Genomic DNA, 21,791 nt, shown 5'->3' on the forward strand with positions numbered 1-21,791 from the left:
GCTTGGGTCTACTCTCGGGTATCGACGAGGTGGGCGGCGGCCAGGAGACAGGACATGGCGACGAGGATCGTTGAACCGGAAGCGGGACCGAGGTCCAAGCGTGCCGCCATCCTGGCGGCCGCCGTCGACTGCTTCGGCGAGACGGGCTTCGAGGCCACCAAGTGGTCCAGCGTGGCGGAGCGGGTCGGCATCGGGCAGACGGCGCTGTATCACTACTTCGAGTCCAAGACCCACTGCCTGCTCACCATCATGCGGCTGGAACTCAAGCGCTCCCACGACAAGTTCGCGGAGACGACCGCGGACGTCACGGACCCGGTCGAGGCACTCCGGGCGGCCGTACGCGCGGCGTACGACGTATCCGACCACGAGGTCCTGCAGATGCGCATCCTGCACAACCACATGGACCTGCTCGCCGGCCCGCGCAAGTCCAAGCGGGAGGAGGCCGAGCGCGTCGAGGCCCGGAGGCTGGTCCAGCTCGTCGAGCGGGACTGGACGAACCTGCTGGTGCGGGGCATGTCCATGGGCGTGTTCCCGCTTCGGGACGCACAACTGCTGGGCGCGGGTGTGCTCGGTCTGATCGTCAGCGTCTGGCGGTGGTACCGGCCGTCGGGGCCGACGCCGCTGTCGGAGATCAGCGAACTGATCGAGGGTGCCTGTGTGCGGATGGTCGCCACCTGACGCTCTGAGCCCTGAGCCCTGATCCCTGGCCCCTGAGCCACCCTGCCGTTTCCAGCCCCCGGACCTCCGCCGGGGGCTTTGTGCTGCCCGGGTTCGAGGCCGCGCCGATGGCATGGGCGGTCGTGGTGCCGGTCGTGGTGCACGGACTCTTGTCAGCCGTGTTTCTCCGGGATTACCATCCAAACTGAATTGAACTTGACTCAGGTTGATCTGAGGCCCTGGCGAAAGGCCGCCAACTGAAAGGGCGCACTCATGGCGTTGCGCGCATATATGGCCGGCATGGACAGCCGCCATCCGGAACGGACGCTGGACCTGCTGGAACCCGACTTCCGATTCCTCATCGCCCTGCCGGGCCGTGAGGTCACCGGCACGTCCAGGGAGGACTTCGCCGCGTACATCGCCGGCCGCAATCCCGTGGACCGGGCGCACGAGATCCTGCGCCACAGCCGGGACGGCGACGTCGAGACCGTGTACGGAGTGGTGACGGAGGGCGGACGGTACACCGGCTCCTTCCTCTCGGCCGCGGTGATCTCGCCCGGCGGGCTGCTGGCGCGCTACCAGTCCTTCTTCACCACGTCGTTCGAGCTGGTCGACTGGGCCCGGCCGGACGACAGGAGCCGGGCATGACGGACACCCCGACCGCGGCCCCCTTCCTCACCGCGTGGTTCGAGATCCTCGACGGCGATGAGCCTTCCCGGATCCTCGACCTGATCAGCGACGACTTCTCGCTGTCCATCCTGTTCTCGACCGGCGACGGCAACGCCACCGACTTCGCCGGGGACCGCGCCGCCCTGGTGGGCTACCTCGAACAGCGTGAGAGGGGCACCCGCACCCACCATCTGCTGTCGGCAACCACGCTCGGCCAGGACGAGCTCTTCCTGGGCGAGGTACGGCGCGCCGGTGTCCCCGAGGCCAGCTTCGTCGCCGCCGGGCGGGTGAACGGCGAAGGACGGCTGGAGCGCCTGCTGATCGGGCGCTCGTCCGAGATCCGCTTCACCTGACCGAAGGTCCGTCGGACCGATCGCCCACATTCCCTCGACCCCGTGCGGAGCACTGTCATGTACAACCTTGTCCTGCTGGCGGCCCGGCCCCCGGAGTGGACGCACGAGCGGTTCATCGCGTGGTGGCGTGGCGACCACGCGGAGCTGACCTGTCGCCTGCCCGGGCTGCGTGCCTGGCGGCACACCGAGATCGATGCCGCTCTGGAGCCGCGCTCCGAAGGCTGGGACGGGATCTCCGTGCTCGGCTTCGACTCCCCTGAGGACCTGAAGAAGGCCCTCGCGAGCCCCGAGTGGGCCGATGCCGTCGCCCAGGTCGGCGACATGAAGGGCCGCCGCATCGCGGTCATGGGGCACGAGGCGGAGATGTTCACCGCCTGAGGCCGCCCGACACGGAGTTCGGCACAGCGCAGCGAGGGGCAGGATGCGACAGGTAGTGCGGGAGTTCCAGCAGAGGGCGGACGAAGCCGACTTCGTCGCCGTGATCGACGACTTCGGCAGCCATACGGCCCGGCAGCTGCTCGACGAGGCCACGCGGCTGGCCGGAGCGCTCTCCGCCGGTACGGCCGACGGAGCGGTCGGCACCGTTCTGGTCCAGGCGGACAACTCATGGCGCACCGTGGCCGCCACCCTTGCCGTGGGCCTGGCGGGCGGGGATGGCGGGGTCATCGCGCTGATCAACCGGCACACCACCGCTGCCGAGTCCGCTGCCGCCTGGGAGGACATCCGCCCGGACGCCGTCGTCGCCGAGGCCTCGGTGATGGACGAGTGGGCGGTGCGGACACGGCTGCCCGGCCCGGCGCGGACGGTGCTCGACGGCTGGACGTGCCTGTCCACACCCCACAGGCGTGAGGTGTCGCGGTGGTCGGGTGGCGTCCTGATCGGCCTGACCTCCGGGTCGACCGGGCGGGCCAAAGGCGTCGTACAGTCCGAGCGGGCCCTGCGCTATGCCGCCACGACCACCATCACCGTCAACGGCCTGTCGCCGGGCGACGCCGTTGCCGCGATCGTGCCGCTGTCGTCGACGGCGGCGTACTGCTTCGGGGTCTACCTCTCCCTCCTGCTGCGCGGGCCGCTCGTCATGACGGGGAAGTGGGACAGGGCGGTCGCACTGCGGCGGATGGCCGACACCGGCGTCAGATGGACCATGTGCGTACCGACCATGGCGCTGCAGATGGGCGCGGAGGCGGCCGGCTCCGGCATCCTCCGGGGCGTCCGGTCGATCACTGTCGGCGGCGGGCCGATGGACCGCGGAGCCCTGGCCCGCGCCGAGCGGTCCCTGGGCACGAAGATCCTCCGTGTCTTCGGCATGTCCGAGTGTCTGGGCCACACCTCGCCGAGCCCCGACGACGCCGAGGAGATCCGGCTCGGCAGAGACGGCCGCCCCTTTCCGGGGACGGACCTGCACGCGCTCACCCCCGACGGTCAGGTGGCCGGCACCGGTCTGACCGGCCGGGCACATGTGCGCGGCCCTTCCCTCTTCCTCGGCTATGCCCGTGACGGGAAGGCCGATCCGCCGGTGCTGACCGAGGACGGCTATCTGTCCACCGGCGACCTGCTGATGGCCCACGAGGACGGCACCGTCACCATCATGGGCCGCGAGAAGGACATCATCATCCGAGGTGGCCGCAACATCGACATCACCGAGATAGAGCGCGCGGTCGCCGGCCACCCGCGGGTGGCCAGGGTCTGTGTCACGCCGGTCCCCGACGATGTCCTCGGCGAACGCGTGGCGCTGCTCGTCGTCACCGAAGACGGCGGCGGTATCGACCTGGCCGAGGTGACCGGCCACCTGGAGAGCGCCGGTCTGTCCAGGACCAAGTGGCCGGAGTACGTGTACGGCATCGAGGAGCTGCCCCAGACGAAGGTCGGCAAGCTCGACCGGGGCGGGGCCCGGGACCTTGCCGTCAGGCTGCATGCCCGTGGGGCCGACCGGCCCTGACGAGTCAGCGCATGCGCGGGCGGTGCCGCCAGGCATGTCACCCGGCGTGACCCAGGCCGGCACACCAACGAGGAGGATCATGACAACGCGGTTCGGCCAAGGCCCGTGGGCGGCTTCCGGAATCCAGACGGTACAGCCCGGGGTGCACCGCGTGCCCCTGCCGCTTCCGGGTGACGGCCTGCACGCCGTCAACGTCTACCTCCTGGAAGACCTGGCCGACGACGGCCGCATCGTCATGATCGACGGCGGCTGGGCGATCCCCGAGGCGCGCAAGGCGCTCGAGGAGGCCCTGGGCGCCATCGACCGTGACCCCCTCGACATCAGCCACATCCTGGTCACCCACATCCACCGCGACCACTACACGCATGCGGTGGAACTGCGCCGGTCGCTGGGCTCGCGCGTCTACCTCGGCGCGGGGGAACGCCCGGGCCTGGAGATGCTCGACCGACTGCGCAGCGACCAGCCCGTCGGCTCACTGCGGACCCTGCGTGCGGCGGGAGCCGGGGAGCTCGCCGACCGTATCGAGGCGATGGACCACGGCGGCTACGACCCAAGGGTGTGGGAGGCCCCCGATCGCTGGCTCGGCGCCGGGACCCTCCGCTTCGGCCACCGCGAGCTGCGTGTCGTACCCACTCCCGGACACACCAAGGGCCATGTGGTCTTCCTGGACGAGCAGCGGGGGCTGCTGTTCTCCGGGGATCACGTCCTGCCGCACATCACCCCGTCCATCGGCTTCGAACTGGCCGAGCCCGGTGGCCGTCCGCTCGCCGACTATCTGAACTCGCTGCGGCTGATGACCCGCTACGCCGACGCCCGCCTGCTGCCCGCGCACGGACCGGTGGCCGACAGCGCCCACACCCGGGTCGCCGAGCTGCTTGTGCACCACGACGAACGGCTGGCCAGGAGTCTGGCGGCGCTGGGCGAGGACACGCTCGACGCCCACGAGGTGGCGCACAAGCTCGCATGGACGCGCCGCGCAGTGCCGTTCGGCGAGCTGAGTGCCTTCAACCAGATGCTCGCCGTCAATGAGACGGCCGCGCACCTGGATGTTCTGGTGCTGCGGGGGCGGGCGACGGTGGCGTTCGCCGGCGGAGTCAACCAGTACACGCGCGTACGGTGACCGTACGGGCGCAGCCAAGCGCGGGTGGTGCCGCGGGTCGGGCGCCTGCTCCGGGGCTCCGAGGTGCTCGGGAGCTGAACCCCTCCCGGAGGTCCATCCTCACCGCAGCCCGGCTGTCCTCTCACCGCGCCGAGTCGAAGCGTGAATCCGTGATGCCGCTGCTTCAGGAGACGCGCGGAAGGACACGTGCCGCGAACTGCCGGACGGCATCCAGCACGCCCATGCCTTGGTGCGCCACTCCGGGCACGATATCGAGTGTGACGTCGATGCCCAGCTCGGTGTAGTTATCACGCAGGGCGGTGATGCGCTCCACACGGGTGTGGCCGACGGCGTCGGCGCCGTCCATCCAGTTGGAGTCGCCCGGGTTGTTGATTTCCCAGGTCTCGGTGTCCTCCGCTCCGACCACCATGTGCACCGGCACCTTGCGGATCTCCTCCAGCCGGACGGGGGTGCCGAAGCGCTCCTCGAAGCCCGCCGTGCCCAGCCACCATTCGCGGTCGGGATCGATCAGCGTGACTCGGCCCGGGGCGCCGATGGACACTGCGCAGAGCCGGTCGGGGTGCAGATACAGAAAGCGGTGCGCGAACTGGCCACCGCCCGAGAAGCCCTGCAGCAGAAAGCGCTCGGTGTCGATGGTGAACCGTTCCCCGGCCTCGGCCACGATCGCGAGCAGCACCTCGTCGTACCGGATGCCGCGGTACTCGATGAACTTGAAGTTGTGCAGGTCGTCCGGGTCCCCGATGCCCGCCGGGAACAGCGGGGCGAGCACGGCGCAGCCGTGTGCTTCAGAAAACTCGGCCATCGCGTCCCGGTACTGGGCCGCGGTGCGTCCGGTGCCGTGCTGGATCACCATCAGGGGCAGCGGTGTGCTGGTGGTCTCGTGCACGGACGGGATGTGCAGACAGTATGAGAACCGCTGGTCGTGCTGCGACGCGAACACGGTGGTGGAGCCGGTGCGGTAGAACGCCTTGGTGGTCTTGACGCGGGGGGTCACGTATCGCTTCCTTCTGCCGTTGCGGGTCTCCGCAACGATCAGCAACGGCCGCATACGGACTCAAGATGATTGCCGCACGAGCGTCAATAGTTGTCGATCCGCCGTCCTCCCGTGGCAGCATCCGACAGTCAGCGATGCAGCGCGGCGAGCAGATCGACGCCCAGATTGCGCACAGCCTCCTCGTCCAGCTGGTAGTGCACCCGCGCGCCCTGCCGGTGGGTGTGCACCATTCCGGCTTCCCGGAGCTTGCGCAGATGGCGTGACATCTGCGGGGGAGTCATCTCGAACTGGGTGGCCAGCTCGGTCGTCGTCATCGACTGCCGCAGCAGCGCGCGGCACAGCCGGATACGCAGCGGCTCGTCCAGTGCGCGCAGTCCGCGCACCACCGTATCCAGGGCGGGCTGCTCCGCGCCCGCCCCGTCGCGCACCGGGTACTGCACCACGACCGGATATCCGGGGTAGTGCTTGACGGCCAGGTGCGGGTTGATGTGCAGCGAAGGCACCAGCAGGCAGGGGGTCTCGGCGAGGCTGGCGCGCGCGTTGTACAGCTTGTCGAAGACCACTCTGGGCGGGTCCTGCTCCAGTCGGGCCGTGGGGAATCCGGCCAGGACCCGGGCGCCGTACCGGGCCTGTTCATGGGAGCGGACCCGCGCGTCAGCTTCCAGGATGCCGCGCAGCCGGGTCCATTCCGCTTCGAAGACCTCCTCGGCCACGGCGGACAAGAAGGCGGTGAGGGCGTCGCGGAATCCGGACGGATCGGCCAGCAGGCGCACGCCCAAGGCGAACCGGCGCTCGGAGAGCTGCCGCACTCGGGCCAGGAACCCCTCCGGCGAGCGGGTGCCCTGTCTGGCGCCGGACCACGGGCCATGGCTGTTCTTGCCGACGAGGGCCTGCTCGGTCATCTCCGTGAACGTCTTCTCATCCAGCCGCGTCACCTCCGCCAATTCCTCCTCCAGGTCACGCTCCGGGCCCGCGGTGAGCGGCAGCAGGTAGCGGGCGCGGAACGCGCCCCACAGCGGCGCCCACCGCGCGGCCCGCTCGAGCAGCCGCTCGTCCGCGCCCTGCAGCACCGCGCCCACCCAGCGCCGACTGGCCGGATGGTGGCGTGGGCCGTCCAGTGCGTGCAGACACGCGCACAGCTCGGCGAGCGGGGAAAGTCGGGTGCTGATGCGGAACTCCGGGGCGGGCCCCAGTTCGATCACGACGGGCATTCGGGCAGCGTCGGTCATTGACGCCTTTGAGTCAATCGTCTTGTGGGTGCCGGACGAGGCCGCGAAGCTCCGAGCCTCGTTCCCCTTCTCACTCCCCGCTCACCTGTCCTCCGTCCTCCGCCCCCTCCGTCCTCCGCCCCCCTCGGTCCCCCGTCCCCTCTCGGCAACGGAGCATCCCTCATGCCCCCACTTCTCAGAAGCGGCCCACGCCTGGCTCTGGTCGTCACCATGGCGGCCACCGTGAGCACCGCCTGCACCATCGGTTCCCTGGACGATTCGGGTACGGCCGTCGGCTATCCCTCACGCGGTCTGTCGATCCTGGCCCCCGGCAGCGTCGGCGGCGGCTGGGACGCCCGGGCGCGCGGTATGAGCTCCGCGCTCACCTCCTGCAAGATCATCGACGAGGACGTCACGGTCACCAACGCCCCTGGCGCGGGCGGCACGATCGGGCTCGCCCGGATGGCAGGGCGCGGTGGCGATCCGTACCAGCTGATGACCATGGACACCGTCACCATGACCGGTGGCGCCATCCAGAACCACTCCCCGGTGAAGCTGTCCTCGCTCACTCCCGTGGCAGGGCTGACGGTGAGCACGAGCGCGATCGTGGTGCCGGCCAAGTCGCCGTTCCGTGACCTCGCCTCGGTGCTGGCCGCCATGCGGAAGGACCCCAAGGGGACCTCGTGGGTGGGCGGCTCGCTGGGCGGCCCGGACCACATCAGGGTGGCATCCTTCGCCAAGGCCGAGGGCGTCCCGGCGAACAAGGTCACCTATGTGCCCACCGGTGGCGGCGGGGAAGTCCTCAACCTGCTGCTGAGCGGGGCCTCGAAGGTCGGCCTGTCCACGCTGACGGAGGTCCGTCCCCAGATCGAGGCCGGAAAGCTGCGAGTCCTCGCGGTCACCGGCGACGCCGCCCCCAAGGGCATCGACGCTCCGACGCTCGCCGAACTCGGCTACGCGGACGAGAGCGTGGAGACCGTCGGCGGGATCATGGCCCCGCCGGGGATCAACGACGACGAGCAGCAGGCGATCGTATCGCTGGTGAACCGGATGCGGCAGACCTCGTGCTGGAAGCGGACGTTGGAGCAGAACGACTGGAAGGGTGTATGGGTGCCGGGGAACAAGTTCGGTGCTCTGATCGAGAAGCAGCAGCGCCAGGTCGGCCAGGCCCTCAAGGCAGTGGGGCTCGGATCATGAGCGCGCGGAACCCGGCGGGCGGGCCGGAGTCGGCCGGCGGTGCGCCCGAGGTATCCGATGCGACCCGGCAGGGGACCGGAACGGGTGACCTTGTCGGGACCGGCGAGCGGCCGTGGGGGCCGAGGATTGCCGCGCTTCTCTTCCTCGCGGCCGGCGTGGCCGTGCTGGGCTGGGCCTTCGCCATCCCGAAGGCGGGCATCGAGCAGGACGTGGGCCCCCGGGCGTTCCCCTTGCTGGTCGGTGCGGGGCTGTGCGTATCGGCCGTGGTCGCCGTCGTCCAGGCCTTCCGCGACACCGACCCCGCGCAGACCGAGCAGGCGCGCGAGGAGGCCAGGCTGACCGAGTGGCGCCCGGTCGCGGCCCTGCTCGCGCTGCTGGTCTGCTATCTGTTCGCGCTGGAGCCGTGCGGCTACTGGCAGTCGACCGCCGTGCTCTTCACCCTGGTCGCGCGGGTGCTCGGCAGCCGCCGGACCCTGCGCGACGCCCTGATCGGCCTGGTGCTGGCCCTGGCCGTGTACTTCCTCTTCGACCGTCTGCTGGGCATACATCTGCCGCCCGGCATCGTCCGATTGGCATTCTGACATGGGTGTGCTCAACGACCTCGGCGGCGGTTTCGCCAACGCGTTCAGCCCGATGCACCTGCTGCTGGCGTTCGCGGGCTGCACGCTCGGCTCGCTGGTCGGCGTGCTGCCCGGCCTGGGCCCCGCCACCACGGTGGCGCTGCTGCTCCCGCTCACCTTCGTCTTCGACCCCACCGGAGCGCTGGTGCTGTTCGCCGGGATCTACTACGGCGGCATGTACGGAGGCTCCACCACGGCCATTCTGCTGAACGTGCCCGGGGAGACGGCGTCGGTCCCCACGACCCTGGAGGGCCATCCGATGGCCAAATCCGGGCGGGCCGGGGCCGCGCTCGCGACGGCCGCCATCGGCTCGTTCGTGGCCGGCACCATCTCCACCGTCGCCATCACCTTCATCGGCCCGGGCATGGCCCAGATCGCCGAGAAGATCCAGCCGGCCGAGTACTTCGCCGTGATGGTGCTGGCCTTCGCCACGGTCACCGCGGTCGTCGCCGACGCCCCGGCACGCGGGCTGTGCAGCCTCTTCCTCGGCCTTGCCATCGGGCTCGTCGGCATCGACAGCCTCACCGGTCAGGCGCGCTACACCTTCGGGGTGCCGGAACTGTACGACGGGATCCAGATCGTGGCCGTCGCCGTGGGCCTCTTCGCGATCGGGGAGGCCCTGTACACCGCGGCCAGGATGCGGCGGGAGCCCGAGCAGGAGATGCTCCCGCTGGGCGGCAAGATCGGTATGAGCCCCGAGGACTGGCGGCGGTCCTGGAAGCCATGGCTGCGGGGCACGGCGATCGGCCTGCCGATCGGCGCGCTGCCCGCGGGCGGTGCGGAGATCCCCACTTTCCTCAGCTACAACCTCGAACGGCGGCTGTCCCGGCACAAGAAGCAGTTCGGCAAGGGCGCCATTGAGGGGGTGGCCGGTCCCGAGGCCGCCAACAACGCCGCGTTCTCCGGGGTGCTGATGCCGCTGCTGACACTGGGCATCCCCACCTCCGCAACGGCCGGCGTGCTGCTGATCGCGTTCCAGATGTACAACGTCCAGCCGGGCCCGCAACTGTTCGACACCCAGCCGGGGCTGGTCTGGACGCTGATCGCCAGCCTCTACATCGGCAATTTCATGCTGCTCCTGCTCAACCTGCCGCTGATCCCGCTGTGGGTGAAGCTCCTGCGGCTGCCCCGTCCGCTGCTCACCGCGGGCATCCTGGTCTTCGCCGCACTGGGCGTGTACGCGCTCTCGCAGAACGCGGTCGACCTCGGGATCGCGGTGCTCTTCGGAGTCCTGGGCTTTGGAATGCGGCGCACCGGATATCCCGTCGCCCCACTGATCCTCGGAGCGGTGCTGGGCCCGATGGCGGAGACTCAGTTCCGCCGCACACTGGTCTTCAGCGAGGGGGACTGGACGGTGCTCCTGACCCGCCCGCTCTCTGCGGCGATCCTCTGCCTGGCAGCGGTTGCCCTGGTCGGCCCGATGGTCGCGCGCAGGCTACGGCGCCGACCGGTGTCGTCTTCCTGAAGGCGGCACCGGACGACCGGTGACATGTGGCCGGCGCCGGGAGACAGTGAACACGATCCCTCCGCGCAGTTCATACGGACTGCGCGGAGGGATCTTCATGTCGCCGTCGGCCCTGGTCGGCTATGCGTGCGCTTCGGCGGCCTCGGTGACAAAACGAGGGAGTTCCGTGGTCACGAAATCCAGCAGCGGCTCGATGTGCGGCGGCGGATGACCGGCCTGCGCGAAGGGCACACGCTCGCGTACCAGCTCGAACAGCGCCCCGGTGCCGGCACCGAGTGGGGTGCGGCCACGGAGTTCTGCGGCTTGTGCCGCGACAAGGAGCTCCATCGCGGCTATCGAGCGGCACAGCCCCACCAGTTCGGCGGCACGCCGTCCGCCGAGTGCCGCCATGCTCGCCCAGTCCATGTTTCCGTTCGAGTGGCTGGAACTGGAGAGTTCACCGACAAGCGGAACCGTGAGCAGCCGCGCCTCAGAGGTGATCGATTTATGGAACAGAGCGACTCCGTTGAAACCCGTCGCGCCGACCCCGTCCTCTTCGACAAGACCGGCCGAAAGGCCCGACCAGAATGAGTCCGTCATCTTCGCAAGTCGCTCAGTCGAACTGGTCACCACGGGTGAGAAGGCCAGTCTGGCGAAATCGAGCGCCATGGTGAGTGCCACCATGTCGAAATTGGCGGCCGCCACCAGACGGTTCTCGTGCTGCGACACCACCGGATTACATTGCGCCGCATTGAGCTCGATGGCGACTTGCCCCCTGGCGTGCGCAAGACTGTCTGCCGCGGCGCCGTGTATGAGAGGAATCGAGCGAAAGCAGAGCGGGTCCTGCAGATGACGCGGTCCGCCCTGCTGCCACAGATAGCTTCCCTCCAGATATGCCCGGACGCGCCGACCGTGTGTCTGGAGTCCGGAAAACGGGCGCGAGGTGAGCGCCGCCTCCGTCACGATCGACGGGTTGGCCGCATATCCCTCCATGCTCAGCGCGCTCACCAAGGTGAACGAATCCAGAAGCGCGATCAGGTCGGCGAGCGCCAGAGCGCCCAGTGCTGTGGAAAACGCACTGGAATTGACCAGCGCCAGGCCCTCTCCCGGCATGAGATCCATGTCCTCGAACAGCCCCAGCGCCAGGTCTGACATCGATGACATGTCGCTTTGCCCCATGGAACCCCGGAGGTGCACCGCGACGGTTCGACGGCTGTTGAGCGCATCGACGAGAACGCGAGCAAGCTCGGGCCGAACCCCCGGGGAACCGCTTGCCATGGCATTGAGCAGAATCACCATGGTGGCTCGTACGGTGTCCTCACCCGCGAGCGGGCCATGGCCGACATGGTGCGTCCGCAGTATACGACGGTTGAATTCCGCGAGATGTCGATGCTGAAGTTCAAGACCGGTCTTGGCGCCCACACTGGTGGTCAATCCGTAAACGCGGTCGCCCCGCTTTACGGAATCGTCCACGATTCGCCTCGTGCACCGCATCAGCTCCTCGACCGAAGGTCCCAACTCGACAGGTGCGTGGTGACGCGCCACCGCCACCACATCCTCGATGGTCAGTTGGCTACCAGATATCTCCACAGCGAGCAGCATGACAGCCCTTCAGAAGCTACCGGAATCAGTGCATTCAATCTACATGGAGAAATGTGAAGCGACGCCCGTTTGTCCAGGACTCGCACTCGTGCAGCGCTTCATGGGCGAGTTAATCCGCGGTATCAGAACGCCGGTGGTGACGACCTTGAGAACAGCATCGGTCATCAGCAGGGTGTCGGTGCGGCCGTAGCGGCGTACCCGCGTGGTGCGTCAGGTGGCGGTGGCCGCAAGGTCAGCCGGGGTTCCCAGCCGTGTGAGGGCCGGAAACGGTGTCACCCTATGCGACCTGCTCGTATTCGTGGATGAGGCCACCGAGCCGATCATGCCGGGAGGCTGCTGCGCTGTCGCTGGCTGACCGCGGTTCAGGGGCGATGCCACGTGAGTCGGGCACACTGGCCGGGGTCGGGTCCGCCGTTCTGTCTCCAACCTGTGTTGTTCCTAGAATGGCCGGGTGGAGGACATTGACGCGATCGCGGCGCTGCAGGATCCGGTGCGGCGTCGCCTGTACGAGTACGTGGCGGCGCAGGGCCGCGAGGTCGGGCGCAACGAGGCCGCCGAGGCGGCCGGGGTTGCGCGCACGCTCGCTGCGCACCATCTGGACAGGCTGGCCGAGGTCGGGCTGCTGGAGAGCGGCAGCCGCCGTCTGTCGGGCCGCTCGGGGCCGGGGGCGGGCCGTCCTGCCAAGGTGTACACGCGGGCGCGGGCGGAGCTGTCGGTGTCGCTGCCCGCCCGCGACTACCGCACTGCCGCCGTGCTGCTCGCTGAGGCGGCCGAGCAGGCCGGGCTGGATGCCGGGCTGTGTGCGGCGGCGCGCCGCCGGGGTGAGGTCCTGCGTGGCTCGGCGGCGCCCTGCGGCGGTCTTGAGGAGGCCATGGAGATGCTGGCCGCCCGCGGTTACGAACCACACCTGGAAGGCGCCGAAGACGCCGAAGGCGTCAAAGGGGTGTCGGGGGTGGCCGCGAGTGTCGTGCGTCTGCGCAACTTGTGCCGTTCGGAAACTCATCGCTGCTGCTCGGGGGTGGTCTGGCGCGTCATCACAGTCTGCTGGAACCCTGTCCGGGTGATCGTTTCGCTCGTATACCAGGTGACTCGGAAACTGCTCGCGGTCCCGGCGGTGCTGCTGCGCCGGGACACAGCCAAGAACGCGGAATTGCTTGTGCTGCGGCACGAGAACGCGGTGCTGCGCAGGCAGCTCACGAGGTCGGTGCGCTACGAGCATGCGGATCGGCTGTGGTTCGTAGCGCTGTCCTCGCTGATCCCCCGGCATCGGTGGGCGCAGGTGTTCCCGGTGACGCCGGGGACGCTGCTGGCGTGGCACCGCCAGCTGATCGTCCGGAAGTGGGACTACAGCAAGCGTCGGCGCAGGCCCGGGAGACCTTCGACGGCGGGTGTGGTGAAGGCTCTGGTGCTGCGGCTCGCCAGGGAGAATCCGCGTTGGGGCTGTCGACGAATTCAGGGTGAACTGGTCCGGCTCGGACACCCGGTCGGCTCGACAACGATCTGGCAGATCCTTACCGCGGCGGGCATCGATCCAGCCCCACGCCGCAGCCGTCCGACATGGCACGATTTCCTGACCGCGCAAGCCGAGTCCATCATCGCCTGCGACTTCGTCCACATCGACCTGGTCGATCTGCGCCGGGTGTACGCGCTGGTGTTCCTCGAGCACGGCACACGCCGGCTGCACATCGCGGGAGTGACCGCCCATCCCACCGGGCCCTGGACGGCGCAGCAGGCGAGAAACCTCGCCGTCGAGTTGGGGGTTCGATTGAACTCTCTGCGTTTCTTGCTCCGCGACCGGGACGCGAAGTACACCGAGTCCTTCGACGCGGTCTTCGCAGCCGACGACATCCAGGTCATGAGGACCGCACCGCGGACCCCACGGATGAACGCGCACTGCGAACGTGTCATCGGCACCCTGCGCCGCGAGGCCCTCGACCACCTCCTCATCTGGAACGAGACGCACGCTCGGCAGGTCCTCGATGCCTACACTCAGCATTACAACGGTCATCGCCCACACCAGGCTCGCGGACAGCTCCCTCCCCTCGCCCAGGAGCACCCGACGTCCATGGTCGGCCCGTCCACTCACCGGGTTCTGCGCACCCGAATACTCGGCGGCGTGATCAACGAGTACAGATACGCCGCCTGACCAGGGGCGACGGGTTTCCGAACGGCACAGGGAAACAGAAAAATCGCGGAACTCTACACTGAGCGTGAGCCTTGCGCGAACAAGTGCGCTGGCCTGGTGAAGGATCTGAAGGTCTCTTGGAGCTACAAATGGAACGGCGCAGATCGCTCGACGACGGAGGCAATTCGCGCGCAGACTAATAGAAATCTGGCATCTGTGATACGTGAACTACTTAGTTCTCCCTAGCTTTGTGATGTTCAATCGGCGCTCGATGGCATGCGAGCGTCGGACTGTCGGGTCTGGACGCGAAGGAAGCCGATGCAGAATGTAAGCGGCGACGGTAAGCCGACTTTCTCCCTGGTTCGATTGACTGGCTCACCGGGATCCCCGAAACCTGCAGTTCAATTTTCCTTGGAGGTTCCAGTGGGCTCTGTGGGCGAGGTGTACCGAGCCTCGGAATACCTTGAAAGTGTTACTATCGGAGACCATGGAGAATTTTTGAAGTTCGGTTCGACTGGAATGTTCGGTAGCATTCTCCTCGATCCGCGAAGCGGCCGAGTCATGGAAGCGGGCAGAGATCTGGCCTCGGTAAATCTCGTTAACACGTCGCTTGAACGCTTCACCTCCTGCATTCGAGGGTTTATCGAATGCTTCCCGTTCTATTCCAGGGATTCTGACAATGATGAGTGGGAGTGTGCGGCGGGTAAAGTGGAGGAACTGGTGTGTCGGCTCGATGTCGAGGCATATCGCGAAGATAGCTTTTGGTTTGAAGTCAGGTGGTCCGTTGCGACAGGAGACTTCGCAACGGAGGACTTGGCTTGATTATGGAAGCCTAGCCTCGCTAGGACTTGCTGAGGGTCGTGTTGGCTGCGAGGGAAGAAGGGCTTCCCTTGAAGAAGCGTATCGGGTCCTGTCCCGCTCGGAATCACGATTCTGGGCGTGACCTGCGAGCTTTTCCGTCAGAGCCCGCACAGCATCTGGGACGATGCTTCGTTGGCGCTGTCGATCGTCACCGCGCTGGCCAGGAACCTGGTCATGGTGCCCACCGTCGTGCTGCGCAGACGCGTGGCCAAGGACGCGGAGGTGTTGGCGCTCCGGCATGAGAATGCAGTGCTGTGCCGTCAGACCGCGCGGGTCAGGTACGAGCCAGCCGACCGGATCTGGCTGGCCGCGCTGTCGCGCCTGGTCCCTCGCGCTCGCTGGCGCCGTCTGGGAGATCCTGAACGCTGCCGGCATCGACCCTGCCCCTCAACGCTCCGGCCCCACTTGGCGCCAGTTCCTCTCCGCCCAGGCCCACGGCATCATCGCCACCGACTTCCTGCACCTCGACACATCTTCATAGAACACGGCACCCGACGCGTTCACCGCGCCGGCGTTACCGCCCACTGTGCCGTTCGGAATCTCGTCGCTGCTGGTCAGGTGGCGTATCTGTACTCGTTGATTACGCCGCCGAGTATTCGGGTGTGCCGGAGCCGGTGAGTAGTCGGAGCGCTCATGGGCTTCGGGTGTTCGTGGGCGAGGGGAGGGAGCTGTGCCCGGGCTTGGTGTGGGCGATGACGGTTGTAGTGCTGGGCGTAGGCGTCGAGGATCTGTCGGGCATGGGTTTCGTTCCATATGAGCAGGTGGTCGAGGACCTCGCGCCGCAGGGTTCCGATGACCCGTTCGCAGTGTGCGTTCATCCGGGGCGTTCGAGGCGCTGTCGGTACGACCTCGATGTCATCGGCCGCGAAGACTGCGTCGAAGGACTCGGTGTACTTCGCGTCCCGGTCGCGAATCAGGAAGCGCAGCGACTCCACCCGCACACCCAGCTCGATGGCGAGGTCTCTCGCCTGTTGCACCGCCCAGGGCCCGGTGGGATGGGCTGTCACGCCGGCGATGTGCAGTCGGCGTGTGTCGTGCTCAAGGAACACCAGCGCGTACACGCGGCGCAGGTCGATCAGGTCGACGTATAGGAAGTCGCAGGCGATGATGGACTCGGCTTGCGCGGTCAGGAACTCGCGCCACGTCGGGCCTCCCCGGCGTGGGGCTGGATCGATGCCCGCCGCTGTGAGGATCTCCCAGACCGTCGTCGAGCCGACCGGGTGTCCGAGCCGGATGAGTTCGCCCTGGATCCGTCGGCAGCCCCACCGCGGATTCTCCTTGGCCAGCCGTAGCATCAGCGCCTTCACCACACGGGCGGTCGGCGGTCTCCCGGGCCTGGCCCGGCGCTTGCTGTGGTCCCATTTCCGAGCGATCAGCCTGCGGTGCCATGCGAGCAGCGTCGCGGGCGTCACCGGGAACGCGTTCGCCCACCGGCACCAGGGGATCAGCGACGACAGCGCCGCGAACCACAGCCGATCCGCCGGCTCGTACCGCACAGGCCTCGTGAGCTGTCTGCGCAGCACCGCGTTCTCGTGTCGCAGCACAAGCAGTTCCGCATCCTTGGCCGCATCCCGACGCAACAGCAACGCCGGGAACGCGAGCAGCTTCCGAGCCACCTGGTACACCAGAGAGACGATCACCCGGACAGGGTTCCAGCAGACCGTGATGGAACGCCAGACCCGCTCCGAGCAGCAGCGATGAGTTTCCGAACGGCACAGGTTCATCGAGGACGTGTGGGGCCAATTCGACGACGATCACACTCGCCCCGGCGCCCCGCTGTTCCCGAGCGAGCGGAAGAACACCGACGGCTCCGCCTGCCGGGTCGGCGACGACGCCCTGCGCAACAGGCTCGACAACGCGGTCCAGGCTCATCTGCCGGGATGGACGGACAGGTTGACGCCGCACGTCCTGCGGCATTTCTGCGCGTCCCGGCTGGGCCTTGGCGTGGTGCACCAGCCACTACCACGCTATTCCGCGCTGCGCGGCGGTAGCCGACGTGTGATCCGGCCGAACAGCTCCGTCAGCGGTTCGCCGACGTCCTGGCCGAACTCGGTCAGTCCGTAGGTGACCTGGGGCGGCGTCGTCGGCTCGACCTCCCGCCAGACCAGGCCGTCCTGGACCAGTGCGCGCAGGGTCTGGGCGAGCATCTTCTCGCTGATGCCCTGGATGCTCTCACGCAGCTCGTAGAACCGGAGGGCGTTGCTCCGCAAGGAGATCAGAACCCAGATGCCCCACCGGCTGGTCACGTGGTCGACAACATCGCGCGCGGGGCAGTCGGTGTGAAACACGTCATACCGCTTCTGCGGGTCGGTCTGGGTGAGGTGCGCGCTTTCCGTCATGTGATGAGCTTACCCAGGGGTATGTCCTTACCAAAAGTTAGCCCCGCTCTTAGCGTCGTGGCCACAGACGACATCCGACAAGGAGCTGATCATGATCGTGGTGACCGGGGCTACCGGGAATATCGGCCGACCGCTGACGCAGGCGCTGGCCGACGCGGGCCAGGAGGTGACGGCTGTCTCACGACATAGGGCGGCGGTGCCGGGCGGGGTCCGCCAGGTGGCGGCCGACCTGGCCGATCCGGCCGGCCTCAGGCCCGCGCTGGCCGGGGCAAAGGCGCTGTTCCTACTGCTGTCCGGCGACCTGCACTCCGCTGGAGCCAACCCTGCGGACATCATCGGCGAAGCAGCGGCCAGCGGGGTCCGCCGGGTCGTCCTGCTCTCCACGCTGGGCGTGGTGACCCGGCCCTTCGGCCCGACGCGGATCGCGATGCGCGCGCTCGAGGACACGCTGCGCAAGTCCGGCCTGGAGTGGGCCATCCTGCGGCCGGGCGGCTTCGCCTCCAACGCCCTGTGGTGGGCCGAGTCCGTGCGCACGCAACAGGTCGTCGCCGCGCCCTTCGGCGACATCGGGGTGCCGATCATCGACCCGGCGGACATTGCCGCGGTCGCGGCGGCCTGCCTGCTGGGTGACCGGCACACCGGCGGCGTCTACGAGCTAACCGGCCCGGAGGTGATCACTCCGCGCCAGCAGGCGCAGGCCATCGCTGCCGCGCTGGGCTCACCGGTGAGGTTTCACGAGCTCACCCGCGACGAGGCCAAGGCCGCCATGACCCAGAGCATGCCAGCGGAGCTCGCCAACGACACCTTGGACATCCTCGGTTCCCCGAGCCCGGCCGAAGTGCGCGTCAGCCCGGACGTCCAGCGGGTCCTCGGCCGCGCCCCGCGCCCCTTCGCCGACTGGGCCGCCCGCAATGTCGCCGCGTTCCGCTGAGGCCGGTCAGCACCGCTTACTGGTGGACTCGCGTATTCAAGTGTCGCCAGTTCAGCGCTTGGGAGACGGGGCAGTGACTGTGCGCGTTCACCGGGAGGCAGGGGTTGCGTGCTGTCAGGGCCGCAGAAGCCTGACAGCAAGGAAGCACGGAGCCTGGTGGAGCTTGTTGTAGGCCGTTTCGTCGAGTTCTCGCAGGCCGGGCGTCGGGCGAGGCTCGATGAGTCTTTCAAGCATGAATCCGGCGACCAGCAGCTCGTTCAGGAACGTTTCCAGCGGCATGCGCTGGTAGTGGACTGCCAACGGCCCCCCGGCGAGCGGGAGGTCAACCCAGTCCTCGGCGTAGTACGAGCCACCGAATTTCCGCCAGTCAGCCGTCGGGTGGGTCGTCGAGACCAGCAGCCATCCCCCGGGACGCAGGACGCGTCGTAGGTCGCCGAGGAGACGCGGCCGATCGGCGATGTGGTGGAGCATCAATGCGCACATGACTCCGTCGAACGACGCGTCGTCGATGAAGTCAAGCGGCTTCTCCGCGTCGTGCATGCGCAGTTCGGCCCGGTCGCCCAATCGCTCCCGCGCGTGACTCAGCAGAGTTGCGCTGCCGTCGATTCCGACTACCTCGGCACCACCCGCCAGGAGTTCGGCCGCATAGTGCCCGGCCCCGCAGCCGACATCGAGAATCTTCAGCCCGGCAACATCCCCTGCAAGTGCGAGCATCGCAGGCCGGTCGGTGTGCGCGTTGTAGGGGCTGGTGTCGGCGTTCTTTGCGAAGTAATCGCCGACTTCGTCGTGGTAAGCGGTCTCTGCAGGCATCGTGACAGCATCGCGCTGGTGGCTGCCAACCGCGACCGGTTTTGTGCAACCGAGGGTGCGTCTGGTCAACGGCTGCCTCGACGTGGGTCTGATTGTGGTCGGCTCGTTTTCAGCTGTCGCCGGTCCCTCGGGGAACCCTGCGCTTGCCGAATACCTCGTCCGTGCAGGTCACGCGGCATGTCTGTATTCGTGGAGGATGCCGCCAAGGCGGTCGTGGCGTCGTATGTCGAGGTGGCTTAGCTTGTCCGGATCGTCGATTGGTGTCGGCAGTGGGTGTAGCGGTCGGGCGTTCGCGATGCCCTGGTGCGGTCGATGGGAGTTGTAGAAGTCCTCGAACTCTCGCAGGGCGTGGAGGAGGTGGTGCTGGTTCCAGATCAAGGTCCGGTCCAGGAGCTCGTGTCTGCCGGTCTGCACCCACCTCTCCATGATCGAGTTCATTCGCGGCATCTGGATGCCGCTGAGGACGACCTCGATCCCCGCGTCTTTGAGGACGTCATCGAACAGTCCGGGGAACTTCCCATCCCTGTCCCTGATCATGAACCGGGCCCGGCAGCCTACGTCCTCGAGATCCATGACCAGGTTCTTCGCAGCCTGGGTTACCCAGGAGGTGGTCGGGTGTGCGGTGGCGCCCAGGACCCGGATGCGGCGACTGCTGTGCTCGATCACCGCGAATATGTACATCCGCGCGCCGGACAGGGTGACCGTCTCAAAGAAGTCACAGGCCAGGAGGGCGCCGGCTTGGGAGCGCAGGAAGCTGGCCCACGTGCTGGAGCTCCGGCCGGGCGCCGGGTCGACGCCGGCGTCCTTGAGGATCTTCCAGACGGTCGACGCGGCCACTTTCACTCCCAGCACGAGCAGTTCGCCGTGCAGACGCCTGTAGCCCCAGTTCGGATTCTCTCTCGCCAGGCGCAGTACGAGAATCCGGATGGAGCGCACGGTACGAGGCCGACCGGGTCGCTTGGGTCGTGATGAGGCGGCATGCTGGCGTCTTGCGAGGTCGCGGTGCCAGCGCAGCACGGTGTCAGGACGTACGAGCAGTCGAAGACGCCGCAGAGCGGGGAACGGCATCCGGTGCAGCAGCGCAGCCAGGAGCGCCCGATCGCTCGGAGTGAACCGTAGTCGGGCATCGCCGAGTTGGCGTTCGAGCACCGTGATCTGATGACGGAGAGCCAGGATCCCCGCATCCTTGTCCCGGTCGCTCATCGGCAGCAGACGCAGCAGCGCGAACGCGTTGGTCACGCCCAGGTAGGCCAGTCGCAGCAGCACGGTCGATCATCATGATGCGTGAACCACCGACTACGCGAGAGCGCCTACCCGGGCGGCGAGGCCGACGACCGCCGGTCCCGATACAGGCCTCCGACCAGGGCGGATGACATTCTCGGCAAGCACAGGATGGACAGTAGCTTGCGCACGACCTTGTACACCAGTGAGACGGTCACGCGGACATGCTCTCAGCCGAGGCCGAATACCTGACGTCACCTGCTGCGACGACTTTCCGAGCTCCACAGGGTTCTGGCTGTCATGCCACCGAAGTCGCCGAAGCCCCCGTGACTCCCGGCTCACGGCAGATTCCCTGCTCGCTGCCCACCCCTGTAATCAACTCCGTTTGTTTCATTGACATCTCACTCAGAAGTCGTACGTTGGGAGCGCTCCCATGGCGCCTTTCCACTGGAAGGAGTTCCCCCCACATGCGCAAACAGAGCCCATTAACCGGGCGTTCCCGGTCGGCCCTCCGCCGGCCTCTCCAGGCGCTCGCCATGCTGTTCGCCGTGGTTGTCGGCGCACTGACCTGGTCGGCCCCCGCCCAGGCTCACGGCTCCGTCGTCGGCCCTGCCTCCCGCGCGTACCACTGCTGGGAAAGGTGGGGTAACGACCACATGAACCCGGCCATGCAGACCGAAGACCCCATGTGTTGGCAGGCCTTCCAGGCCAACCCCGACACCATGTGGAACTGGATGAGCGCGCTCCGCGACGGCCTCGGTGGCCAGTTCCAGTCGCAGACCCCCGACGGGACGCTCTGCAGCAACAACCTCTCGAGGAACGCCAGCCTGAACAAGCCCGGGCAGTGGAAGACGACCACCGTCGGCAACAACTTCTCGGTCCACGTGCACGACCAGGCGTCCCACGGTGCCGACTACTTCACGGCCTACGTGAGCAAGCAGGGCTTCGACCCCAAGACCCAGACCCTGGGCTGGGGCAACCTCGACTTCATCACGCAGACCGGCCGCTTCGGCCCGGCGACGGACTACACGTTCAACGTCAGCACCTCCGGCTACACCGGACACCACATCCTGTTCGTGATCTGGCAGGCCTCGCACCTCGACCAGGCCTACATGTGGTGCAGCGACGTGAACTTCGGCTGAGCAGGGGAGCGCCGCACGCGGCACCGGTCTCTGCCGGGCGCCGGTAACCCGCCGCCCGGCCGACCGAGCTCCGTCGGGGCAGGGGACCCATGTGGTCACCCTGCCCCGACGGGGCTCCCTTCGCTCCTGGCGTGAACGCGCCCGATCGCACGGCAGTCGCAGGGTAGCCGGCTCCCCACCGTCTCGTCGTACGACTCCAGCACTCAACGGCCATTGAGACTCCCAGACCGTGGAGGCGGCGATCTTGATTCCCAGCGCTGCGAGTTCGCCGCGGATCCGTCGATATCCCCATGAGGTGTTCTCCCCGGCCAGCGCAGGACCGGGGCGCGTATCGATCGGATGGTGCGTGGGCGTCCGCGTCGCCTGGGTACGCAGGATGCGGCATGGCGCCGTCGTATGCCGAGGGCTGACTTGTCTGGATCGTCGATCAAATGGGGCGACGGGTGCGAGGGCCGTCAGTGTGGAGAGTGCCACTATCACGTGAAGCCTGCCTGTGTGGGTGTCAGCTTTCTGTGGTGTGTGGTTGGGGCCATGTGGTCTGGGTGGCGTGGTCGTGGAA

At 67.7% G+C, this 21,791-nt stretch carries 21 protein-coding genes and 2 pseudogenes; 15 read left to right on the plus strand and 8 right to left on the minus strand.

Going from position 1 to position 21,791, the window contains the following annotated elements; all coding sequences use genetic code 11:
* The first annotated feature begins 54 nt into the window (after positions 1 to 54).
* The 6 genes from ACH4S9_RS14355 to ACH4S9_RS14380 all read left to right on the plus strand — a co-directional run bounded on the left by ACH4S9_RS14355 (position 55) and on the right by ACH4S9_RS14380 (position 4,738).
* Entirely contained in the window at positions 55 to 678 is a 624-nt protein-coding gene (locus ACH4S9_RS14355; RefSeq protein WP_385346507.1) for a TetR/AcrR family transcriptional regulator, read from the plus strand.
* 252 nt (positions 679 to 930) lie between these two features.
* Positions 931 to 1,305 (plus strand): nuclear transport factor 2 family protein, encoded by a 375-nt coding sequence (locus ACH4S9_RS14360; protein ID WP_385346509.1) that lies wholly within the window; start codon positions 931 to 933, stop codon positions 1,303 to 1,305.
* Positions 1,302 to 1,679: a hypothetical protein gene (locus ACH4S9_RS14365; RefSeq protein ID WP_358645246.1), complete on the plus strand. Its 378-nt coding sequence runs from the start codon at positions 1,302 to 1,304 to the stop codon at positions 1,677 to 1,679. The genes ACH4S9_RS14360 and ACH4S9_RS14365 overlap by 4 nt, the downstream gene beginning before the upstream one ends.
* 57 nt (positions 1,680 to 1,736) lie before the next feature.
* Entirely contained in the window at positions 1,737 to 2,057 is a 321-nt protein-coding gene (locus ACH4S9_RS14370) for an EthD family reductase (RefSeq protein WP_358645245.1), read from the plus strand.
* A gap of 43 nt (positions 2,058 to 2,100) precedes the next feature.
* A complete protein-coding gene (locus tag ACH4S9_RS14375) occupies positions 2,101 to 3,618 on the plus strand; it encodes a class I adenylate-forming enzyme family protein (protein ID WP_385346512.1) in 1,518 nt (505 codons plus the stop codon).
* Between the two features lie 79 nt (positions 3,619 to 3,697).
* A complete protein-coding gene (locus ACH4S9_RS14380) occupies positions 3,698 to 4,738 on the plus strand; it encodes an MBL fold metallo-hydrolase (protein ID WP_398371985.1) in 1,041 nt (346 codons plus the stop codon).
* A 163-nt stretch (positions 4,739 to 4,901) separates the two neighbouring features.
* Here ACH4S9_RS14380 and ACH4S9_RS14385 read toward each other — a convergent pair whose 3' ends face one another.
* Both ACH4S9_RS14385 and ACH4S9_RS14390 read right to left on the minus strand, forming a co-directional pair.
* Positions 4,902 to 5,732, minus strand: a complete 831-nt coding sequence (locus tag ACH4S9_RS14385; RefSeq protein WP_385346516.1) for an alpha/beta hydrolase — start codon at positions 5,730 to 5,732, stop codon at positions 4,902 to 4,904.
* Positions 5,733 to 5,860: 128 nt separating this feature from the next.
* Positions 5,861 to 6,943 carry a DUF5937 family protein gene (locus ACH4S9_RS14390; protein ID WP_398371988.1) on the minus strand — a complete coding sequence of 361 codons (1,083 nt, stop codon included), beginning with the start codon at positions 6,941 to 6,943 and terminating at the stop codon, positions 5,861 to 5,863.
* A gap of 180 nt (positions 6,944 to 7,123) precedes the next feature.
* Between ACH4S9_RS14390 and ACH4S9_RS14395 the strand changes: the two genes are divergently transcribed.
* Genes ACH4S9_RS14395 through ACH4S9_RS14405 form a run of 3 tightly spaced genes read left to right on the plus strand, consistent with a single transcriptional unit; the run spans position 7,124 to position 10,222 of the window.
* Complete coding sequence (locus ACH4S9_RS14395) at positions 7,124 to 8,137, plus strand: Bug family tripartite tricarboxylate transporter substrate binding protein (RefSeq protein ID WP_398371990.1); 1,014 nt, start codon at positions 7,124 to 7,126, stop codon at positions 8,135 to 8,137.
* On the plus strand, positions 8,134 to 8,718 hold the full coding sequence (locus ACH4S9_RS14400; RefSeq protein WP_398371992.1) for a tripartite tricarboxylate transporter TctB family protein: 585 nt from the start codon (positions 8,134 to 8,136) through the stop codon (positions 8,716 to 8,718). Before ACH4S9_RS14395 ends, ACH4S9_RS14400 begins: the two co-directional genes overlap by 4 nt.
* A 1-nt stretch (position 8,719) precedes the next feature.
* Entirely contained in the window at positions 8,720 to 10,222 is a 1,503-nt protein-coding gene (locus ACH4S9_RS14405; RefSeq protein ID WP_398371994.1) for a tripartite tricarboxylate transporter permease, read from the plus strand.
* 120 nt (positions 10,223 to 10,342) lie between these two features.
* Here ACH4S9_RS14405 and ACH4S9_RS14410 read toward each other — a convergent pair whose 3' ends face one another.
* On the minus strand, positions 10,343 to 11,803 hold the full coding sequence (locus ACH4S9_RS14410; protein WP_398371996.1) for an aromatic amino acid lyase: 1,461 nt from the start codon (positions 11,801 to 11,803) through the stop codon (positions 10,343 to 10,345).
* Positions 11,804 to 12,863: 1,060 nt separating this feature from the next.
* On the opposite strand from ACH4S9_RS14410, the gene ACH4S9_RS14415 reads away from it, so the two are divergent.
* The 4 genes and pseudogenes from ACH4S9_RS14415 to ACH4S9_RS14430 all read left to right on the plus strand — a co-directional run.
* Complete coding sequence (locus ACH4S9_RS14415) at positions 12,864 to 13,949, plus strand: integrase core domain-containing protein (RefSeq protein WP_398372971.1); 1,086 nt, start codon at positions 12,864 to 12,866, stop codon at positions 13,947 to 13,949.
* 42 nt (positions 13,950 to 13,991) lie between these two features.
* On the plus strand, positions 13,992 to 14,174 hold the full coding sequence (locus ACH4S9_RS14420) for a nucleic acid/nucleotide deaminase domain-containing protein (RefSeq protein WP_398372973.1): 183 nt from the start codon (positions 13,992 to 13,994) through the stop codon (positions 14,172 to 14,174).
* A 72-nt stretch (positions 14,175 to 14,246) separates the two neighbouring features.
* A complete protein-coding gene (locus tag ACH4S9_RS14425) occupies positions 14,247 to 14,750 on the plus strand; it encodes an SUKH-4 family immunity protein (RefSeq protein WP_398371998.1) in 504 nt (167 codons plus the stop codon).
* A 213-nt stretch (positions 14,751 to 14,963) separates the two neighbouring features.
* Positions 14,964 to 15,314, plus strand: a pseudogene (locus ACH4S9_RS14430) (integrase); the annotation flags it as partial.
* Between the two features lie 29 nt (positions 15,315 to 15,343).
* Here ACH4S9_RS14430 and ACH4S9_RS14435 read toward each other — a convergent pair.
* Together ACH4S9_RS14435 and ACH4S9_RS14440 are read right to left on the minus strand one after the other, a co-directional pair.
* Complete coding sequence (locus tag ACH4S9_RS14435) at positions 15,344 to 16,429, minus strand: integrase core domain-containing protein (RefSeq protein WP_398372000.1); 1,086 nt, start codon at positions 16,427 to 16,429, stop codon at positions 15,344 to 15,346.
* Positions 16,430 to 16,756: 327 nt separating this feature from the next.
* A complete protein-coding gene (locus ACH4S9_RS14440; protein WP_311729895.1) occupies positions 16,757 to 17,128 on the minus strand; it encodes a helix-turn-helix domain-containing protein in 372 nt (123 codons plus the stop codon).
* Between the two features lie 91 nt (positions 17,129 to 17,219).
* Here ACH4S9_RS14440 and ACH4S9_RS14445 point away from each other — a divergent pair, with 91 nt between their 5' ends.
* On the plus strand, positions 17,220 to 18,059 hold the full coding sequence (locus ACH4S9_RS14445; protein WP_311729896.1) for an NAD(P)H-binding protein: 840 nt from the start codon (positions 17,220 to 17,222) through the stop codon (positions 18,057 to 18,059).
* Between the two features lie 114 nt (positions 18,060 to 18,173).
* Here the strand turns inward: ACH4S9_RS14445 and ACH4S9_RS14450 are convergent, their stop codons facing one another.
* Positions 18,174 to 18,869, minus strand: coding sequence for a class I SAM-dependent methyltransferase (locus ACH4S9_RS14450; RefSeq protein WP_311729897.1), 696 nt, complete (start codon positions 18,867 to 18,869; stop codon positions 18,174 to 18,176).
* 168 nt (positions 18,870 to 19,037) lie between these two features.
* The gene (locus tag ACH4S9_RS14455) at positions 19,038 to 20,135 is read right to left on the minus strand and encodes an integrase core domain-containing protein (RefSeq protein WP_398372003.1); all 1,098 of its coding nucleotides are present in this window, start codon (positions 20,133 to 20,135) and stop codon (positions 19,038 to 19,040) included.
* Between the two features lie 491 nt (positions 20,136 to 20,626).
* Here ACH4S9_RS14455 and ACH4S9_RS14460 point away from each other — a divergent pair, with 491 nt between their 5' ends.
* Positions 20,627 to 21,232, plus strand: a complete 606-nt coding sequence (locus tag ACH4S9_RS14460; RefSeq protein WP_352133434.1) for a lytic polysaccharide monooxygenase — start codon at positions 20,627 to 20,629, stop codon at positions 21,230 to 21,232.
* Between the two features lie 156 nt (positions 21,233 to 21,388).
* Here ACH4S9_RS14460 and ACH4S9_RS14465 read toward each other — a convergent pair.
* Positions 21,389 to 21,630 (minus strand): annotated as a pseudogene (locus tag ACH4S9_RS14465) (integrase); the annotation flags it as partial.
* Positions 21,631 to 21,791: the final 161 nt, after the last annotated feature.

This window comes from Streptomyces sp. NPDC021225 (assembly GCF_044332865.1).
Classification (GTDB): Bacteria; Actinomycetota; Actinomycetes; order Streptomycetales; family Streptomycetaceae; genus Streptomyces.

What these genes read in the sequence shown, in the direction of transcription:
- ACH4S9_RS14355 (WP_385346507.1), top strand. Translation starts at nt 55, where the DNA reads ATGGCGACGAGGATCGTTGAACCGGAAGCGGGACCGAGGTCCAAGCGT.
- ACH4S9_RS14360 (WP_385346509.1), top strand. Translation starts at nt 931, where the DNA reads ATGGCGTTGCGCGCATATATGGCCGGCATGGACAGCCGCCATCCGGAA.
- ACH4S9_RS14365 (WP_358645246.1), top strand. Translation starts at nt 1,302, where the DNA reads ATGACGGACACCCCGACCGCGGCCCCCTTCCTCACCGCGTGGTTCGAG.
- ACH4S9_RS14370 (WP_358645245.1), top strand. Translation starts at nt 1,737, where the DNA reads ATGTACAACCTTGTCCTGCTGGCGGCCCGGCCCCCGGAGTGGACGCAC.
- ACH4S9_RS14375 (WP_385346512.1), top strand. Translation starts at nt 2,101, where the DNA reads ATGCGACAGGTAGTGCGGGAGTTCCAGCAGAGGGCGGACGAAGCCGAC.
- ACH4S9_RS14380 (WP_398371985.1), top strand. Translation starts at nt 3,698, where the DNA reads ATGACAACGCGGTTCGGCCAAGGCCCGTGGGCGGCTTCCGGAATCCAG.
- ACH4S9_RS14390 (WP_398371988.1), bottom strand. Translation starts at nt 6,943, where the DNA reads ATGCCCGTCGTGATCGAACTGGGGCCCGCCCCGGAGTTCCGCATCAGC.
- ACH4S9_RS14395 (WP_398371990.1), top strand. Translation starts at nt 7,124, where the DNA reads ATGCCCCCACTTCTCAGAAGCGGCCCACGCCTGGCTCTGGTCGTCACC.
- ACH4S9_RS14400 (WP_398371992.1), top strand. Translation starts at nt 8,134, where the DNA reads ATGAGCGCGCGGAACCCGGCGGGCGGGCCGGAGTCGGCCGGCGGTGCG.
- ACH4S9_RS14405 (WP_398371994.1), top strand. Translation starts at nt 8,720, where the DNA reads ATGGGTGTGCTCAACGACCTCGGCGGCGGTTTCGCCAACGCGTTCAGC.
- ACH4S9_RS14410 (WP_398371996.1), bottom strand. Translation starts at nt 11,803, where the DNA reads ATGCTGCTCGCTGTGGAGATATCTGGTAGCCAACTGACCATCGAGGAT.
- ACH4S9_RS14425 (WP_398371998.1), top strand. Translation starts at nt 14,247, where the DNA reads ATGCAGAATGTAAGCGGCGACGGTAAGCCGACTTTCTCCCTGGTTCGA.
- ACH4S9_RS14440 (WP_311729895.1), bottom strand. Translation starts at nt 17,128, where the DNA reads ATGACGGAAAGCGCGCACCTCACCCAGACCGACCCGCAGAAGCGGTAT.
- ACH4S9_RS14445 (WP_311729896.1), top strand. Translation starts at nt 17,220, where the DNA reads ATGATCGTGGTGACCGGGGCTACCGGGAATATCGGCCGACCGCTGACG.
- ACH4S9_RS14450 (WP_311729897.1), bottom strand. Translation starts at nt 18,869, where the DNA reads ATGCCTGCAGAGACCGCTTACCACGACGAAGTCGGCGATTACTTCGCA.
- ACH4S9_RS14460 (WP_352133434.1), top strand. Translation starts at nt 20,627, where the DNA reads ATGCTGTTCGCCGTGGTTGTCGGCGCACTGACCTGGTCGGCCCCCGCC.